Genomic DNA, 16,825 nt, shown 5'->3' with positions numbered 1-16,825 from the left:
TAAGCAAGTGCTGACGGGATTTCATTAGCGGCTGAATTTTAGTGCCGAAATCATCCATGCCTTTAAGGAAGTCATCGAAGGTCAGCAATACACCTTCACAGCCCGGCACTGTGGCTATTTCATCAAGCATAGAGGCCACCGACTCATAAGAACCCACCAGCGTCCCCATGTTCAGGTTTACTGCTGAGGTTGGGTTGGTCATATCGCGGATATTCGTGTCTTTACCCGATTTCTTATCAGCAGCTCCTTGCGTTGCCATCCAGTCCAACGCGGACTGATCTTTGCCGTCTTTATAGCTTTCCCATTTCGCCATGGCGGCTTCATCCGTCTCATCGGCAATAACCATGATAAGTACCGCTGAACCTACGCTGCGACCCTGTTTTTCAGCCGCTTCAGTTAAGCGCGCTGCGGTTGGTGCAAAAGCGGTAGGTGTATTTACGCCTTTACCAAAGCAGAAATTATAGTCGGCATGACGGGCAGAGAAATCCATGCCTGCTGCGCTTTGACCGGCACAGATAAGTGGAATTTTTCGCTGTGGCTTGGGCAACATTCGGCAATCATCCATTTGGAAATGCTCGCCTTTAAAATCGCTTTTTCCGGTTTCCCATAATTCTTTGACTACCTGAATGTATTCATCCAAATACTCATAGCGGTTACCGAAAAATTCATCGCCCGGCCACATACCCATTTGCGAGTATTCAGGGCGTTGCCAGCCAGTGACTAGGTTTACGCCAAAACGTCCGTTGGAGATAGAGTCGATGGTACTGGCCATGCGCGCCATGATTGCAGGCGGCAAGACTAGTGTGGCAGCCGTGGCATATAGTTGAATTTTTGAGGTAACGGCGGCAAGGCCTGCCATTAACGTAAACGACTCTAAGTTGTAGTCCCAAAATTCGGTTTCACCGCCAAACCCTCGTAGCTTGATCATAGAGAGCGCAAAATCCATATCGTACTTTTCAGCCTTCATTACAATCTCTTTGTTGAGATCGAAGGAAGGTTTGAACTGAGGCGAATTTTTAGAAATTAGCCAGCCGTTGTTCCCAATCGGAATAAATACACCTATATCCATGTTGTACCTCTGCTTGTATGCGTTTTAAGCGGTTTATCCCGCTTTTTTTAAGGTTGCCGAATTCAAAACATTGAAGTGGCGGTATACTTAGTGAACAGCATAAAGCAGGCCAATTTATTTAATCTATAAAATTCAGTAACTTAAAAATTTCAACACACCAAATTGGACTTAGTGGTTCAATTTGGAACACCAAGTCCAGTGCAATTGAACTTAATTGGTGCATATTTGTGCAAATGGGTTTATAGCGACGAAAACTCCACGTAAACTAAGCGCCTGATCACGGAAATTCCGGTAAAGAAGAGACAAGTAGTGAGTAAATCTGAAGGTCAAACAATTACGAAATCAGCGAGAGCATTTAGCCCGACCACGCAAAAGCGAAGAGAAAAAGCGTTATTAGAAAAGCGTACTCGCATTATGGATGCTGCCCTTTCCTTGTTCTCAAAGAACGGCGTGAGTGGCACCACTATAGAGCAAGTATCGGAACTAGCGAATGTCTCAAAAAGTAATTTACTGTATTACTTTAAAAGTAAAGAGGGTTTGTACTTATCGGTTATTACCCACCTTTTAGATGTGTGGTTAACGCCCCTTCAGAGCTTTTCAGCAGAACAAGACCCTATAGAAACCCTGAGCGACTACATTAAAGTAAAACTTGAAATGTCGAGAGACAATCCAGCTGAATCTAAGCTTTTTTGTATGGAAGTGGTACAAGGTGCCCCTCTTTTAATAAAGGAATTAGAAACGCCGCTCAAAACACTGCTGGACGCGAAAAGCGCCGTCATTATCGAATGGATTGAAGCGGGTAAGCTAAAGCCTGTTGATCCTATACACTTGATATTCAGCATTTGGGCCATTACTCAGCATTACGCCGATTTCAGCGTGCAGATCAAAGCCGTAACTGGTAAAGATTTAAGCGATCCCGCTTTCTTCGAGAGCACGCTAAGCAACATCCAGCACATTATTTTAGGCGGGCTAAAGCCAGCGTAATACTTGATGCATGAGTTGCCACGGGCGTGGAATAAATTTGAGGGAGGGTCTTTTGGCGCTCTCGCATGTGGAGCGCATTAACCGCTCTTACAATGGTAATAGTGACGAACTTTCTTTTAAAAAACCTTCCAGTCGCTCGACATGGGTAATAGCCACGCCCCCGTAGCGCTTTTCAATCAACTTTAGAGCATACAGCTTAGTTAACGATTTATGTGCGGTAAGTACGGTAACGCCCAACCTTTCAGCATAATCGCTTTGCCTTAAGGGTATAAAGACGTGCTTAGATGTAAGATACGATTGATAAATTAGCTTAGCTAACTGGACGTGAGTAGGTAAACGTCGAATATCATCCAACCTTTCCAGCGCCGAATGAAGCTTTACTGCCAGTGAACGGGTGATGAATTCTGTAATCGCTGGGTGTTGGCTTGTGAGAGAACGATAAGCAGGTTCAGGGATTTGTAAAACTTTACATTCCGTTAGCGCTTCAGCGTGATGCGTTCTTGCAAGTGATGCATATAATGTAAACTCGCCAAACGTATCTCCTCGTCGCAATACAGTAGTAATTTGATAACTGCCGTCCAGGCCATAATTACCAATCTTTACTTCTCCTGATACCACAAGAGACAACCCTTTGTTTTTAATTCCCCTTTCGTGGATGGTCGAAGTAGCCGCATAGGTTCTTAGCGTTCCAAAGGGCAAACAAAGCTCGACGTATTCGTCAGGCATAATGGTTTGCTGTATGCCGTGAATGTAAGACATGACATTCAAATCTATACAAGTATATATTCTCGCATGTTAACGCAATGTAAATTCACTCTCAACAATCTCTCGGTGGGAGTTATTACATGGGTTATCAATGGGCAATTTTAGCGGTTTTTATTATGTTTGCTTTGCTGGAAGCGAAGAATGGTAAGCTATTTAAAAAAGCGACAGAAGTAAGCGATGATGGAAAAGTAGAGCTGATAGGTACGTTACTCTTATTTATTGTAACTCAGCCACTGGTTCTATTTTGTTCTGCAACAATGATGGCACTAGCATTTCCCCAATATCAGGGAATACTTGTAGATTCCCCTATTCTCTTGCACATAGCGCTACTTTTGATTTTCGATGACATGATGCAATATTGGTGGCATAGGCTTTCACATTCCACCCGATTTCTTTACAACTTACATAGAGCCCACCATAACGCTAAGTACATGAGCGTTCGCATTATTTACAGAAATAACTTTTTCTATTACCTGTTTATGCCTTCGCTATGGTTTTCCGGTGCACTAATTTACCTAGGATTGGGTTGGACCTATGCCTTTTACTTGGTGATTAAACTTACCGTTATCACTGGCGCCCACGCGGAGTGGAAATGGGATAAGAGACTTTACAATATTCGGAGGTTACATCCTGTGGCCTGGGTAATTGAACGCACGATATCAACGCCTTCAACACATAGTGCGCATCACGGATTAAAAGCCGATGACGGCGTGACCAACTATAAAGGTAATTATGGAAACCTGTTGTTCTTCTGGGATGTACTATTTGGAACCGCTAAGATCACCAGGCAGTATCCTGCACAATACGGTATTGAGGGGATGTTTTACGCCAACTGGAAAGAACAGCTTATTTGGCCGCTTTATAAAACACCGCGAAAGCCTAAAGTAGTGCAAAGTCCTTCAACGAAAGTGAACGATGCTAGCCAACCTTTGATACCGAACACAAAACAAATACCCACGAGTGAAACAATTGAAAGTAAAGCTTAGCGCATTGATACGCAGCAAGTGGGTTCGTGCTAGACTAGGGTCTTAATTTAGAACAAGCAGCGGCACTTTATGAATCAACAACCTAATAATCCCTTACATGGCTTAACGCTAGAGAAAATCGTCACGCAACTTCACGAGCGTTACGGATGGGATGGATTGTATTACCGCATCAAAGTGAACTGCTTTAATAACGATCCTTCGATTAAATCGTCACTTAAGTTTCTTAGAAAAACCCAATGGGCGCGAGATAAAGTAGAGCAGCTTTATATACAGACGTTTAGTAATAATGCCTCAAATGGTGAATCTTAAAGCCATTTGAGCTGCAAAAGCTTGAAACCGGTTTCCACAAAAACGATTCAAGTGGGTCTGAGCCGCTTGGGACATTAGACAAATAAACCAAGCATTAGTACGAGAAAAAGCCCAATAAAACCTATTAGGGTTGCCATACAAGTCCAAGACACAAACGTGTCTTTCACAGAAATATCAAAATAACGGTTTACGATCCAAAACCCCGTATCGTTCACGTGAGACATGGCCGTAGCGCCTGCCGCTATAGCAATTGTCATCAGGGCGAGTACTGATGGTGAAAACGCCAGTTCCTGCACTACAGGACCCATTAAACCAGCAGCCGTTAACATGGCCACCGTAGCCGAGCCCTGAATAATTCTGACTGAAATTGCGATAAGAAATCCGGCTGCCAATGGTGGGAGCGGCGATAATGCGACAACATCGGCGAAGGCCTGCCCCGCCCCAGAATCGATGAGCACTTGTTTAAACATGCCACCCGCGCCTGTCACCAGTATGACTAGGGCAACCGGTTCTAACCCTCTTGATGCAATGTTTCTAATTTGTTCGCTTGATAAGCCTTGCTTCTTCCCTAGCACTTTAAAACAAGCAATGGTTGCAATGGTCAGGGCGATAAAGGGATGCCCAATAAATAGCAACGCCTCCTTCAAGACACCTTCTGAAAGCGTGAACTTTGCCAACGTACCCACCAGAATAGCCACTAGCGGAAATGTCAGTAGCGCCGCAACTGAACCAAAGCTGGGGAGTTCCATTGGCTTTTTATGTGAAGCTTCAATGATATGGTTTGGGACAGGTACGTGCAGGCGTTTCGCTAAAAATGTTGCGAAAATTGGGCCGGCTAAACAGGCGCAAGGAATACCAACGATAAAGCCGAACAAAATGACTAAGCCGATATCCGCCCCTAAAATTGAAGCTACCGCTACAGGTCCTGGTGTTGGAGGAATAAAAGCGTGAGTGACAGCGAGTCCTGCTGTGAGCGGGATTCCGTAATAAATAAGCGACTTTCCTGATTTCTTTGCTAACGAATAAATAAGAGGCATTAATATGATAAGCCCCACTTCAAAGAAGACAGGTATAGCAACAAGAAACCCCGTTAACACAACCGCCCACTGACTATTCTTATCACCAAATTTATTGTTGATAGTTTGCGAAAGCCTATCAATGCCGCCGGATTCTTCTAAGAATTGCCCGAACATAGCACCAAGACCAACAATGGTCGCTACAAATCCCAGCGTGTTGCCCATGCCTGACTGCATGGAAGCCAGTACGTCGGCCGCTTGCATTCCCGTACCCAGGCCAACAAACGCTGCTGCCACAAGGATAGCGATAAAAGCATGAACTTTTCTAACTACAACTAAATATGTGAGAAGCACAATGCTACAAATGGCGACAAAAAGAAGGGAAAAAGTATCGGTCATACGTGCTCTCTGGTACCTGTTAGTGACATTGTCTTCATGTCGACGAAGCCATAATACGGAAATCACCCGCTACCTTTACAAGCTAAGTTGAAAAACCCAGCCAATGTTAAATATTTATTAATACAAGATAGCTATCTGGTAACACTATTATAATCACCCCTTGAACGCAACCGGTTTCCAAACTAATATTTATGAGTAAGATGGAGACCAAATAACTCGCTCTTGATGTATTCCTGAATTTTAATGTAAGAGATAAGCTTATGACCCATTGCCATGTATTTTTCGTTTCGGGAGTTTCAGGGACGGGAAAATCGACATTGAGCCAGCATTTAGCCCAACGTTTTGACATGCCTTTCGAAGAAGGAGATCGTTACCATAGCGAGGCAAACGTAGAGAAAATGTCTTCAGGTATACCACTGCAGGATGCAGACAGATGGGAGTGGTTAATTACGTTAAACATGATTGCCAAGCAACACATTCACGCCGGCCGGAACGTGGTTATAAGCTGTTCAGCGCTGCGCTCAGCCTATCGTGACGTGCTAACCAAAGATATCGCGCCTCACTGCCACTTTATTTACCTTCATGCGTCACAGTCTGTGCTTAGTGCGCGATTAAAACAACGGGAGCATTTTTTTAACGGTGATGCTATGCTCGAAAGCCAGTTTGCAGCCTTAGAGCTGCCTTCTAAAGACAACGCATTCATTATTGATGTTACACAAACTTTCGAGTGTGTTTCTCAGCAGGCGGAAGACTTTATACGCCCTTTGATATCGAATTAAACATCACGACATTAACACTCACTTCCGCGCGGATTAGCGGACCTAGCAGCACATAAAAAGATCGAAGAATGAGTAAGGTAAAAAAGTCACGCACAAAAATATCAGACGTAGCCAATCATTTGGGGGTTCACAAAACTACCGTATCTCGCGCGCTTAATAATTCTAGTGGCATTTCTAAATCACTCGCCCTTAAGATCAAAAATGCAGCGCGAGAGCTAAACTATATTCCGAACCGCGCCGCCCAGTCATTATGCTCAGACAATAATAGAACCATCGCGTTATTGCTTCCGTCTTTTGGAAACAATGTGTTTAACGATGTGATGTTAGGCGTAAAGGCCGTTGCCGACAAAGCCAATTATGCACTGATGATTGGCGACTCGACCTATACCGAGCTTGGCGAGGAGCGTACTGTCGAATCTTACATTCAACAGAACGTGAGTGGCTTCATTCTTACTTCGACGCGCCATACAGAAGAAACGAGAAAAATGCTGCTAGCCACAGGGACGCCTGTGGCCGAAATTATGGATATTTCTAGTGAGCCCTTTGATATTAACTATGGGGTAAATAACGAATTAGCAGCCCAATCTATGACCCAACATCTCATCGATAAAGGGCGCCGCAACATTGCTTTTTGCTCTTTGTTTTTAGATTGGCGCGCAATATTGAGAAAACAGGGCTGGGCAACCGCACTGGACAATGCTGAGTTGTCCGCCGAGCGATATGTTTCTTCTAGAGCCGACGCCACATTTCAAGCTGGTGCTGAGCTTCTTTCAGAAACACTGCATAAATGGCCGGATACTGATGCGCTATTTTTTGTGAGTGACGAGCTTGCTGCTGGCGCGGTGATGGAATGTAATAGACGAGGTATCAAGCCTGGTAAGGATATTGATATCTGCGGTTTCAACGACTTGAGTTTTGCGCGCTCAATTTACCCTGCCCTAACCACCGTATCAGTCCCGCGCCGTAAGATGGCAGAAATGGCAGCTGAATCATTGATATCGCTAATAGAGGGCGAAGACGTTGAACAAGCGAGCCAAGTTCTACCCTTTGAGCTTAAAATACGAGAAACCGCTTAGTAGACGTTTGGCAGCTTTAGCCCCTAGACTTGGTGCTCGTAAACCTGCGTTTCCTAACCTATTGTCTTTGAAGTTAGTCCTCAAAAACCCAGTGATAGTGCCATTTTAACGAAATTGCAGGGTCGTAAAGAAAACTCCCCTGCACACTCGCTCGATATTAAAGTGTAACCAATACTATTTAGGCGTCAGTATAGAGTGTAGTTATCCACTTCTCTTCATTGATGAAATTCCAGCTCCAGTCGGCCCACTTATCGTCTAAGCCCATCGCTTTAACTTCATCGAGGGTTTTGCCGTCTTGCTTAAGTGCCTTAACGTAGCTGAACGTTTCAGAGATCATAGCTAAAAATGCGCTGTATTCTTGCTTGTTACTGATGTCGCCGTGGCCAGGAATAATAACGGTTTCATCGTCTATTTTGGCAAGCAGCTGTTTTACTGAGTCCATATAGCCTTCCACATTACCGCCAGCACCTTGGTCGATGTAGGGAAAGCGACCATTAAAGAACAAGTCGCCGGTGTGCATAACGTTGGGTTGCTCGAACCACACTACGCTATCGCCGTCGGTGTGGCCTACCGCTAAGTGCATGACGTGAAGGGTTTCACCATTGAAGTAAATTTTTATGCCGTCTTCATAGGTGATAGTTGGCAGCGCTTCCGGTTTTATCTTTTCATCGTTAGCTAGACGAACACGCACATTTTCGTGCGCCAGAATGGTCGCACCTTTGTGGCTGTGGAAAAACGCATTAGAGCCTGTGTGGTCGCCGTGATAATGTGTGTTTATCACATACTTTGGCTTGTCACTCCCGAGCTCACCAAGCTGGGCCGCTATCTTTTCTGCAAGCGGCGCAAATTGATCGTCGATGATCAAAACACCGTCTTCCCCAGCAGATACGCCGATATTTCCACCTGCACCTGTAAGCATGTGCACTGAGCCTTTTATCGCTGTCGCTTTAACTTCGACATCGGCAAATCTATCTTGTGCATTTGCGGGATTAATCGTTGAATAAACCAAAGGGCTCGAAGCAATAAACGCAGCCAAAATGTGTGCGCTAAGACGAGGTGCAGTTTTCATTATTATTTCCTTGTAAGAAGCCTGTTTATTAAAGACCTCTTACACTATGACCTAATTTCACAATTAGATCATTTTTTCATCATCGGGAATATTGCCAACATAAGCAAAACGGGTGAGTGTTTCTCCGTCTTTTTCAACCGACTCAACAAACATATCTAGGGGACGAACCCAAAGCGCTTTTTCGCCGTAGCATGGGCGGTATACCACTAGCTTACTTTCATCTTCTGAATGCGTCGCCACTTCGTATACATCGTATAAATTACCTTTGTAATGTTTGTAGCGACCAGGGGTTTTAAGTTCTTTCGAGTCCATAACGTCCTTCATTAAAGTGGGAAAAAATAGTAAGGGTTAGCCAATCGCTTTCATTTGCCAAAGATTAAATGGTCTTAGAAACTAAACTCTGTGGGATTGGCCTTTAATCGGGTAATACAAAACTGTCAGTCTATCGCATAGTATCAGTGCGTTAAGTATAACAAGTGGTTAGATTGAGGCTACTGCATGTTAGTACTTAACAAGTGAGCTTATCGGCTAAATCGGTTCAAAAGGTAACAGCAATTGCTGTGTTGATTGATCGGCAGCAAGACCTATATGAACGCCAACAAGACGAATACCCCGCCCTGTTGCTCGTTCGAAGGCTTCCTGCATTAACGTGCGAAAATACGCTTCATCAAGCGTGGCACAGCGGTGCTCTACCGTAGTTAGTTGGAAGTCGTTAAACTTAAGCTTAACGCCCTGCGTGCGAATACGTACAGGCTTACCCGTTCGCTTCTTGTGATTTTCCATTCGCTCTTGAAGCTTTTCGAATAAATGTGGCAAAAAATCTATGCATTGCTCGAAGGTGTGAATGTCTTCGCTTAGCGTGCGCTCTACGCCGATAGACTTTCGCTCACGAGATACCGATAGTTCACGCTCATCAATACCGTGAGCACGCTCCCACAGCACACTGCCAAATTTACCCAGCTCTTTTTGAATGCGCTCAAAAGGGTATTGGCGAACATCGTCGCAGGTATTAAGCCCCATACGCTGAAGCTTTTGCATGGTGACTTTGCCTACGCCCGGTATTTTCTTTAGTGGCATTTCGCGTACAAACTCATCGAGCTTATCAGGAGTAATAACACAAATTCCATCGGGCTTATTTTCATCGCTCGCCACTTTAGCCACAAACTTACAAGGCGCAACACCTGCTGAAGCTGTAAGCCCAAGTTCATTTTTAATGCGCTCGCGTATTTCTTCAGCAATTAACGTGGCGCTGCCACCGCAAAATTCACTATTAGTCACGTCTAGGTAGGCTTCATCTAATGATAAAGGCTCAATGAGGTCGGTATAATCAGCAAATATCTTACGTATTTTTTGCGACTCGGTAGCGTACACATCCATGCGCCCTTTTACGAGGGTCAAGTTTGGGCATAGCTTTAAAGCATACGCTGTAGCCATAGCTGAGCGCACACCAAATTTACGGGCGGGATAGTTACAGGTAGAAATAACCCCTCGACGGTCGGCACTGCCGCCTATCGCAATGGGAATATCGCGCAAGGCTGGGTTGTCGCGCATTTCAACTGCGGCGTAAAAACAATCCATGTCGACGTGGATAATTTTTCGCATTACCTGCCTTTGAGCTTAACGTGCTCACACGAAACTGTACAAAAAGACAGTATATTATCAATAGCGTTTAATTACACTATGTCGTTGTCGATTCTTGATAAGATTGATGCCTCACACGCATGATTCAAGGCAATGTTGAACAGGAATTAATACAAATAAGCCCATTAATAACGCTTACTTTTACTTAGGCGTAATTGCGAGTGTGAGACGATCCGGCTATATTGTAAGTAATTTACTTACAGGGTTTGTCATATGGCTAGAACAATTACATTTCAACCAAGTAGAAGTATGAGCGAATTTATCGAAGCGATGGTAAGTTCAGGCAATTATAACAATCAAAGCGAGGTAATTCGCGCTGCATTGAGACTGCTTCAGGAACAAGACGCATCGTCAAAGTTAAATGCGCTGAGGCTCTTGATTGAAGAAGGAGAACAAAGTGAAGACGACATTAATTTTTCAATGGACTCTCTTAAGAAACGGCTAGATAGTAGATAGTGACTAAATTCCGCGTTTCAAAAGCTGCTGCCAATGATCTATATGAGATCGGTGTTTATACCGAAGAGTACTGGGGCAAGGAGCAACGCAATAATTATTTAGATGACCTTGAGTCAAGATTTATCGAGCTTGCAAACGATGCCAACTCGGCGTTAGCTATACCGAGAAATGATATTAAATGGGGGTGTTTTTCTAGCTATGTGAATAAACATATGATCGTTTTTAGAAAGTTCAAATACGGTATCAGAATAATTAGGGTTCTTCATCAATCAATGGATATCGTTCGGCAACTTCAATAGAACTCAACGTTAACGAGCTAGATAGATATACTCACAGAACAAAAAAGCGCTGTCGATTAGTATCAAACAGCGCTTTTAAACCTTAAACCAACGATGGGTTAAGCATTACAAAATTTGGTTCTGCTTCCACTCGTTTAGTTTTTTCTGGCGGGCTTCTTCTTTTTCCATGCGCGACTTTTTACGGTCACACGGTTCTGGACAGTCACAGGCTTTTTCAATACCTAGTGCACCTAAGCCACCACAGCTTCCAGAGATTGATTTTTTCTGAAAAAGGTAACCTACGGCCATAGCCAGTACCATTGTTAGAAAGAAACCAAAAGCAAGAATGAATGTAGACATTGCTACCCCCTAATTATGAACTGTGACCAGTTTATCAAATTCTGGCGATGCATACTCTTCAAATCCATCTTCTGTGCGACGAATGAGGAATACAGCGAGTTGTTCTTGCTCAGCAACCGCTATCGCTTGTTCCCATCCCATTACATTAAACGCCGTAGCCAAACCATCAGACGTCATTGAAGAAGGATGAATTACCGTAACCGAAACCAGGTTATGTGAGATAGGTTTGCCCGTTGTGGGGTCGATTAGATGCGAATAACGAACGCCGTCTTCTTCGTAATAGTTGCGATAGTCACCTGATGTAGCAACCGCGTTTTCTCCTATTGAGACAACTTTTTGAACAGCACGTTCAGTGGTAACTGGCTTTTCAATGGCAATCAGCCACTCACTGCCGTCGCCTCGTTCACCTTTCACACGCATTTCACCACCTATTTCTACAAGGTAGTTTTCAATGTTGTGGTTTTCAAGGATCTCCGCCACTTCATCAACGCCAAAGCCTTTTGCAATAGTCGACAGGTCGACATAAAGCATTGGGTGACTTTTCTTTAAGCCTGTAGGCGTGGTTGACAGCTTCTTATAACCCACATATTCGCGAATATCGTCGATGTCTGTCTGGCTTGGTACTTTTTCAGGGCGCTTAGTTGGGCCAAACCCCCATAAATTAACCAATGGACCAACGGTAACATCAAGTACTCCGCCACTAAGGTTAGCCAAGCGTAGTGCCTCGTTAACCACGGTTAGCGTATCTGGCGATACGGCGAAATTGTCGGTGTAGCGGTATTGATTGAACCTTGATAGTTCTGACGTTGGGTCGTAAGTAGACATCATCTTGTTAACTTCAACAAGACGGGCATCTATTTCAGCTTGTAAGCCTTCTACCGGTGTCTCCGCTACAAGGTACTTAACGTTGTAGGTTGTGCCCATTGTCTGCCCTTGCAGGTGTACTACAGGCGTTTTTTCGTCGCTACAGCTTGCGAGAAGTAGAATACCTACCGCAACAAAGGCGAGGAAAATTCGAATAGCAAATCGAATCACGATGTTGTCCTTAGCTAATATGCACATTATTCAATCGCTATTATGTGCATTCTGCGTTTTGCTTCAACGAAAAAGGGGCTTACGCCCCTTTTAATATGCTTAATAACTTTTAAGCGAGTAGCTCTTAAATTAAACGCCTAGCCACCGAAGTCATCTAGCATGATGTTTTCGTCCTCAACACCTAAATCTTTAAGCATGTTGATTACGGCCGCGTTCATCATAGGTGGTCCACACATGTAGAACTCACAGTCTTCTGGTGCAGGGTGATCTTTCAAGTAGTTCTCAAGAAGTACTTGGTGGATAAACCCAGTGTAACCTTCCCAGTTGTCCTCTGGCTGAGGATCAGAAAGTGCTACATGCCACTCAAAGTTATCGTTTTCTGCTGCTAGCTCGTCGAAGTCTTCTGTATAGAACATTTCACGAAGTGAACGTGCACCGTACCAGAAGCTCATCTTACGCTTAGACTTAAGGCGACGAAGCTGATCGAAGATGTGAGAACGCATTGGGGCCATACCTGCACCACCACCTACGAATACCATTTCGTTTTCAGTTTCTTTCGCGAAGAATTCACCGAATGGACCAGAGATAGTCGCTTTGTCACCTTCTTTCAGGCTCCAAATGTACGATGACATTTTACCCGCAGGTAGGCTTAAGTTATTAGGTGGCGGCGTAGCGATACGCACGTTCAACATAATAATGCCTTCTTCTTCTGGGTAGTTCGCCATTGAGTACGCACGAATAGTTTCTTCGTCGACTTTAGACTCGATGTCGAAGAAGCCAAAACGCTCCCAGTCACCGCGGTATTCTTCAGGAATATCGAACTCTTTGTACTTAACGTGGTGCGCTGGCGCTTCAATCTGAATATAACCACCTGCACGGAAAGGTACACTTTCACCGTTTGGAATTTTAAGCTTAAGTTCTTTGATAAAGGTTGCTTTGTTATCGTTAGAGATAACTTCACAATCCCACTTCTTAACACCAAATACCGACTCTTCCAGCTCAATTTCCATGTCCTGCTTGATAGCAACCTGACATGAAAGACGGCAGCCTTCGCGCGCTTCACCTTTAGTGATGTGGTCTAGTTCAGTTGGAAGGATTTCACCACCACCTGAGTGTACATCTACACGACACTGGCCACATGAGCCACCGCCACCACACGCAGACGATACGAAGTAACCTGCGTCAGCTAGTGCACCAAGTAGTTTGCCACCCGGTGCAGTTTTGATTGCCTTGTCTGGGTCACCATTGATAGTGATAGTTACATCACCACTTGGTACCAATTTAGACTTGGCAAACATAATGATAAATACTAGCGCCAATACGATGGCAATAAACATGCCGACGCCAAGAAATATTTCTACGTTATTCATTTATATGCTCCCGAGCTCTATTACAGCTGAATACCAGTGAATGACTGGAAGCCAAGTGCCATTAGGCCCGCGATCATGAATACAGAACCAAGACCACGAACACCATCAGGCATATCAGCATACTTCAGCTTTTCACGTACTGCCGCTAGCAATACAATTGCTAGTGCCCAGCCCATACCACTACCAACGCCGTAAACGATGCTTTCAGTGAAGTTGTATTCACGCTGTACCGCAAACGCCACACCACCGAAGATTGCACAGTTAACGGTAATTAGCGGAAGGAAGATACCTAGTGCGTTGTAAAGCGCAGGGAAGAACTTGTCTAAGCTCATCTCTAGAATCTGTACCAACGCCGCGATAACACCGATAAACGTTAGGAAGTTAAGGAAGCTTAGGTCAGCTTCTGGGAAACCTGCCCATGCTAGTGCGCCTGGAGCAAGAATGTTTACATAAATAACTTGGTTAACGGGTACAGAGATACCTAGTACCACGATAACTGCAACACCAAGACCCATAGCAGTTTTAACTTTCTTAGATACCGCTAGGAATGTACACATACCCAAGAAAAGTGATAACGCCATGTTCTCAACGAAAATTGAGCGAACAAATAACGACAAATAATGTTCCATGACTTACTCCTTAGGCTCTACTTGCTCTGGACGGATAGTACGGATAAACCAAATCATACCGCCGATTAAGAAGAATGAGCTGAATGGTAGGATTAACAAACCGTTACCCTGATACCAGCCACCGTTTTGAACCAGTGGAAGGATTTCGAAACCTAAAATAGTACCGAAACCAAATAGCTCTTTAATTGTACCAATAACAATTAGAATGAAAGAGTAACCCAAGCCGTTACCAATACCATCAAGGAAGCTCATCAGAGGTGGGCTCTTCATGGCGTAAGCCTCAGCACGACCCATTACGATACAGTTAGTAATAATCAGACCAACGAATACCGACAGCTGCTTCGATATTTCATACGAATACGCTTTCAGAATTTGGTCAACAACGATTACCAACGACGCAATGATAGTCATCTGGATAATAATTCGAACGCTAGATGGGATCTGGTTACGAATTAGTGAAATAAACAAGTTTGAGAACGCTACAACGCTTGTAAGCGCAAGCGACATTACCAATGCTGTTTCCAGCTTAGTGGTAATTGCCAGTGCTGAACAGATACCCAATACCTGTAGGGCGATCGGGTTGTTGTCCAGGATTGGCCCAAAGAGGGCCTTTTTCATTTCTTTAGTATCTGCCATGAGACTTCCCTTATGAACGCCATGCTTGGTTCTTCAGGAACTGGCCGAAGCCTTGCTCGCCTACCCAGTAACGAATAGTGTTTTCAACACCGTTGCTGGTTAGGGTTGCACCTGAAAGCGCATCGATAGTGTGAGGATTGCTAGGGTTAGCATTTTTCACTACGCGAATAGCAACTTCGCCATTCTCGTAAAGCTCTTTGCCATCCCATTTGTCCTGCCATGCAGGGTTTTGCACTTCACCACCTAGTCCTGGCGTTTCTTTTTGCTGATAGTAAATAAGCTCGCGAACCGTTTGGCCGTCTGCGTCTACCGCTAAGAAACCGTACATAAGATCCCAAAGGCCGCTGCCGTGCACAGGAAGGATGATACGAGATACATCACCTGCGTCGTCGCGAACTAAGTAAACACTTGCCACGTTAGGGCGGCGTTGGAAACCAACATTGCTGTTAGTTACCTTTGTGCTGAACTCAGTTTCTTTGGCTGCTTTATACATATCGTAATCTGGCTTAGGCGCTTCTACGAAAGTACCTTCGTCAAGATTTACATAACGCTGCTCTACTCGCTCGCTGTACGTGCTTTCAATTGCGCTATTGCTCATGCCCATTTCATAAAGGCCTGCAGCATTAAGAATGTTGCTCTTTTTATCTAGAGCTGCGTTTGTTTGTTGTAAAGAGCGAAGACCAACAGCCGCGCCAGAAACAACAATTGAACAAACTAAACATACGGCAACAACAATACCTACCGTTTTGCCTAAAGATTCTTTCTTAGCCGACACGTGCTACCCTCCGCTTGATATTGCTTTGTGCGACGAAATAGTCGAACAGTGGCGCCCACAAGTTAGCAAATAGAATTGCTAGCATTACACCTTCAGGGAAGGCTGGGTTTAGGACGCGGATTAGTACCGTCATGAAACCAATGAAGATACCGTAAGCCCACTTACCTTGGTTTGTGAACGACGCAGAAACTGGGTCTGTCGCCATAAAGAACATACCAAAAGCAAGACCACCAACAACAAAGTGCCAATGAGCAGGCATTGCAAACATAGGGTTGGTATCGCTGCCGATTAGGTTTAGCAAGGTTGCGAAGAACGCCACACCAATTGCTACACCAGCAACAATGCGCCAGCTTGCTATACGCATGTACATGATGAACAAGCCACCAAGAATAATAGCAAGGGTAGACACCTCACCCGCTGAACCTGAGATAGTACCGATAAAGCTGTTCATCCACTGATCCATGTTCGCGTAATCAAGGTTGCCTGAAGCCGCTTGGCTTAGAGACGTTGCACCAGAATAACCATCTGCCGCTACCCATACTTGGTCACCTGAAATTTGCGCAGGATACGCAAAGTAAAGGAATGCACGACCAGACAATGCTGGGTTAAGGAAGTTACGACCTGTACCACCGAATACTTCTTTAGCAATTACAACACCGAAGGTAATACCTAGTGCAACTTGCCATAGAGGAATAGTAGCTGGAAGTGTTAGTGCGAATAGTACCGATGTAACGAAGAAACCTTCGTTAACTTCGTGCTTGCGCACAGACGCGAACAATACTTCCCAGAAACCACCTACCGCGAACGTTACCGCGTAGATTGGCAGCCAGAAACATGCGCCATAGAAGAATAGACCTAGTGTACCCGCATTTGCCAAGTCACCGCCAAGGGCTGCGAATAGGCCTGCTTGCCACGTATCAGGTAGTGTTCCTGCGCCAGCAGCAATTGCTTCTTGCGCTTGGAAACCAATGTTATACATACCAAAGAACATAGCTGGGAATGTTGCCATCCATACCATGATCATGATGCGCTTAAGGTCAATGCTGTCACGCACGTGCGTGTTAGCTTTATTTACTTTACCTGGGGTGTAGAAAATGGTCGCCGCAGCTTCGTAAAGCGCATACCACTTTTCATGCTTACCACCTGGTTCGAAGTTTGGTTCGATCTTTTCTAAATACGCTTTTAAACCCATG

The 16,825-nt window shown here is 44.6% G+C and carries 20 protein-coding genes; 7 read left to right on the top strand and 13 right to left on the bottom strand.

The features are described 5' to 3' along the window. On the bottom strand, window positions 1–1,069 hold a 1,069-nt coding region (gene rutA / locus QVA83_RS15440; protein WP_287498652.1), incomplete at its 3' end, for a pyrimidine utilization protein A. Between the two features lie 309 nt (window positions 1,070–1,378). Between rutA and rutR the strand changes: the two genes are divergently transcribed. After that, entirely contained in the window at window positions 1,379–2,053 is a 675-nt protein-coding gene (gene rutR / locus QVA83_RS15435; protein ID WP_049586949.1) for an HTH-type transcriptional regulator RutR, read from the top strand. Window positions 2,054–2,140: 87 nt separating this feature from the next. Here the strand turns inward: rutR and QVA83_RS15430 are convergent, their stop codons facing one another. After that, window positions 2,141–2,812 carry a Crp/Fnr family transcriptional regulator gene (locus tag QVA83_RS15430; RefSeq protein ID WP_049586951.1) on the bottom strand — a complete coding sequence of 224 codons (672 nt, stop codon included), beginning with the start codon at window positions 2,810–2,812 and terminating at the stop codon, window positions 2,141–2,143. An 86-nt stretch (window positions 2,813–2,898) separates the two neighbouring features. Between QVA83_RS15430 and QVA83_RS15425 the strand changes: the two genes are divergently transcribed. Both QVA83_RS15425 and QVA83_RS15420 read left to right on the top strand, forming a co-directional pair. Then, window positions 2,899–3,804, top strand: a complete 906-nt coding sequence (locus QVA83_RS15425; protein ID WP_287498651.1) for a sterol desaturase family protein — start codon at window positions 2,899–2,901, stop codon at window positions 3,802–3,804. A gap of 69 nt (window positions 3,805–3,873) precedes the next feature. Next, window positions 3,874–4,113, top strand: a complete 240-nt coding sequence (locus QVA83_RS15420; protein WP_014950784.1) for a VF530 family protein — start codon at window positions 3,874–3,876, stop codon at window positions 4,111–4,113. A gap of 74 nt (window positions 4,114–4,187) precedes the next feature. Here the strand turns inward: QVA83_RS15420 and QVA83_RS15415 are convergent, their stop codons facing one another. Further along, window positions 4,188–5,528: a GntP family permease gene (locus QVA83_RS15415; protein ID WP_287498650.1), complete on the bottom strand. Its 1,341-nt coding sequence runs from the start codon at window positions 5,526–5,528 to the stop codon at window positions 4,188–4,190. Between the two features lie 260 nt (window positions 5,529–5,788). On the opposite strand from QVA83_RS15415, the gene QVA83_RS15410 reads away from it, so the two are divergent. Next, complete coding sequence (locus QVA83_RS15410; protein WP_039216382.1) at window positions 5,789–6,307, top strand: gluconokinase; 519 nt, start codon at window positions 5,789–5,791, stop codon at window positions 6,305–6,307. Window positions 6,308–6,375: 68 nt separating this feature from the next. Continuing rightward, window positions 6,376–7,383, top strand: coding sequence for a LacI family DNA-binding transcriptional regulator (locus QVA83_RS15405; RefSeq protein ID WP_039216383.1), 1,008 nt, complete (start codon window positions 6,376–6,378; stop codon window positions 7,381–7,383). Between the two features lie 178 nt (window positions 7,384–7,561). Here the strand turns inward: QVA83_RS15405 and QVA83_RS15400 are convergent, their stop codons facing one another. From QVA83_RS15400 to dinB, 3 genes are all read right to left on the bottom strand, one after another. Continuing rightward, window positions 7,562–8,452: an MBL fold metallo-hydrolase gene (locus QVA83_RS15400; protein ID WP_049586953.1), complete on the bottom strand. Its 891-nt coding sequence runs from the start codon at window positions 8,450–8,452 to the stop codon at window positions 7,562–7,564. Between the two features lie 63 nt (window positions 8,453–8,515). Further along, window positions 8,516–8,764, bottom strand: coding sequence for a DUF1653 domain-containing protein (locus QVA83_RS15395; RefSeq protein WP_039216429.1), 249 nt, complete (start codon window positions 8,762–8,764; stop codon window positions 8,516–8,518). Window positions 8,765–8,980: 216 nt separating this feature from the next. Next, complete coding sequence (gene dinB, locus QVA83_RS15390) at window positions 8,981–10,054, bottom strand: DNA polymerase IV (protein ID WP_287498649.1); 1,074 nt, start codon at window positions 10,052–10,054, stop codon at window positions 8,981–8,983. 288 nt (window positions 10,055–10,342) lie between these two features. Here dinB and QVA83_RS15385 point away from each other — a divergent pair, with 288 nt between their 5' ends. Together QVA83_RS15385 and QVA83_RS15380 are read left to right on the top strand one after the other, a co-directional pair. Then, the gene (locus tag QVA83_RS15385; RefSeq protein ID WP_014977462.1) at window positions 10,343–10,549 is read left to right on the top strand and encodes a type II toxin-antitoxin system ParD family antitoxin; all 207 of its coding nucleotides are present in this window, start codon (window positions 10,343–10,345) and stop codon (window positions 10,547–10,549) included. Next, complete coding sequence (locus QVA83_RS15380; protein WP_014977463.1) at window positions 10,549–10,848, top strand: type II toxin-antitoxin system RelE/ParE family toxin; 300 nt, start codon at window positions 10,549–10,551, stop codon at window positions 10,846–10,848. Before QVA83_RS15385 ends, QVA83_RS15380 begins: the two co-directional genes overlap by 1 nt. 105 nt (window positions 10,849–10,953) lie before the next feature. On the opposite strand, the gene nqrM is transcribed toward QVA83_RS15380, so the two are convergent. The 7 genes from nqrM to QVA83_RS15345 form a co-directional block, all read right to left on the bottom strand. Next, window positions 10,954–11,187: a (Na+)-NQR maturation NqrM gene (gene nqrM / locus QVA83_RS15375; RefSeq protein ID WP_014950791.1), complete on the bottom strand. Its 234-nt coding sequence runs from the start codon at window positions 11,185–11,187 to the stop codon at window positions 10,954–10,956. Window positions 11,188–11,196: 9 nt separating this feature from the next. Further along, window positions 11,197–12,222, bottom strand: a complete 1,026-nt coding sequence (locus QVA83_RS15370) for an FAD:protein FMN transferase (RefSeq protein WP_014950792.1) — start codon at window positions 12,220–12,222, stop codon at window positions 11,197–11,199. A gap of 137 nt (window positions 12,223–12,359) precedes the next feature. Then, window positions 12,360–13,592, bottom strand: coding sequence for an NADH:ubiquinone reductase (Na(+)-transporting) subunit F (gene nqrF / locus QVA83_RS15365; RefSeq protein ID WP_014950793.1), 1,233 nt, complete (start codon window positions 13,590–13,592; stop codon window positions 12,360–12,362). Between the two features lie 20 nt (window positions 13,593–13,612). Continuing rightward, on the bottom strand, window positions 13,613–14,221 hold the full coding sequence (nqrE, locus tag QVA83_RS15360; protein WP_014950794.1) for an NADH:ubiquinone reductase (Na(+)-transporting) subunit E: 609 nt from the start codon (window positions 14,219–14,221) through the stop codon (window positions 13,613–13,615). A gap of 3 nt (window positions 14,222–14,224) precedes the next feature. Continuing rightward, the gene (locus QVA83_RS15355) at window positions 14,225–14,857 is read right to left on the bottom strand and encodes an NADH:ubiquinone reductase (Na(+)-transporting) subunit D (protein WP_014950795.1); all 633 of its coding nucleotides are present in this window, start codon (window positions 14,855–14,857) and stop codon (window positions 14,225–14,227) included. 10 nt (window positions 14,858–14,867) lie between these two features. Then, on the bottom strand, window positions 14,868–15,632 hold the full coding sequence (locus tag QVA83_RS15350) for a Na(+)-translocating NADH-quinone reductase subunit C (protein WP_287498648.1): 765 nt from the start codon (window positions 15,630–15,632) through the stop codon (window positions 14,868–14,870). Next, entirely contained in the window at window positions 15,622–16,824 is a 1,203-nt protein-coding gene (locus tag QVA83_RS15345; protein WP_014950797.1) for an NADH:ubiquinone reductase (Na(+)-transporting) subunit B, read from the bottom strand. Before QVA83_RS15345 ends, QVA83_RS15350 begins: the two co-directional genes overlap by 11 nt. Between the last annotated feature and the right edge of the window lies 1 nt (window position 16,825).

It is taken from the genome of Alteromonas sp. AO-Serp, from assembly GCF_017849675.1.
Lineage (GTDB): Bacteria > Pseudomonadota > Gammaproteobacteria > Enterobacterales > Alteromonadaceae > Alteromonas > Alteromonas macleodii.
The sequence above is the reverse complement of the archived record's forward strand: the minus strand, read 5'-3'. Positions and strand labels throughout refer to the sequence as shown.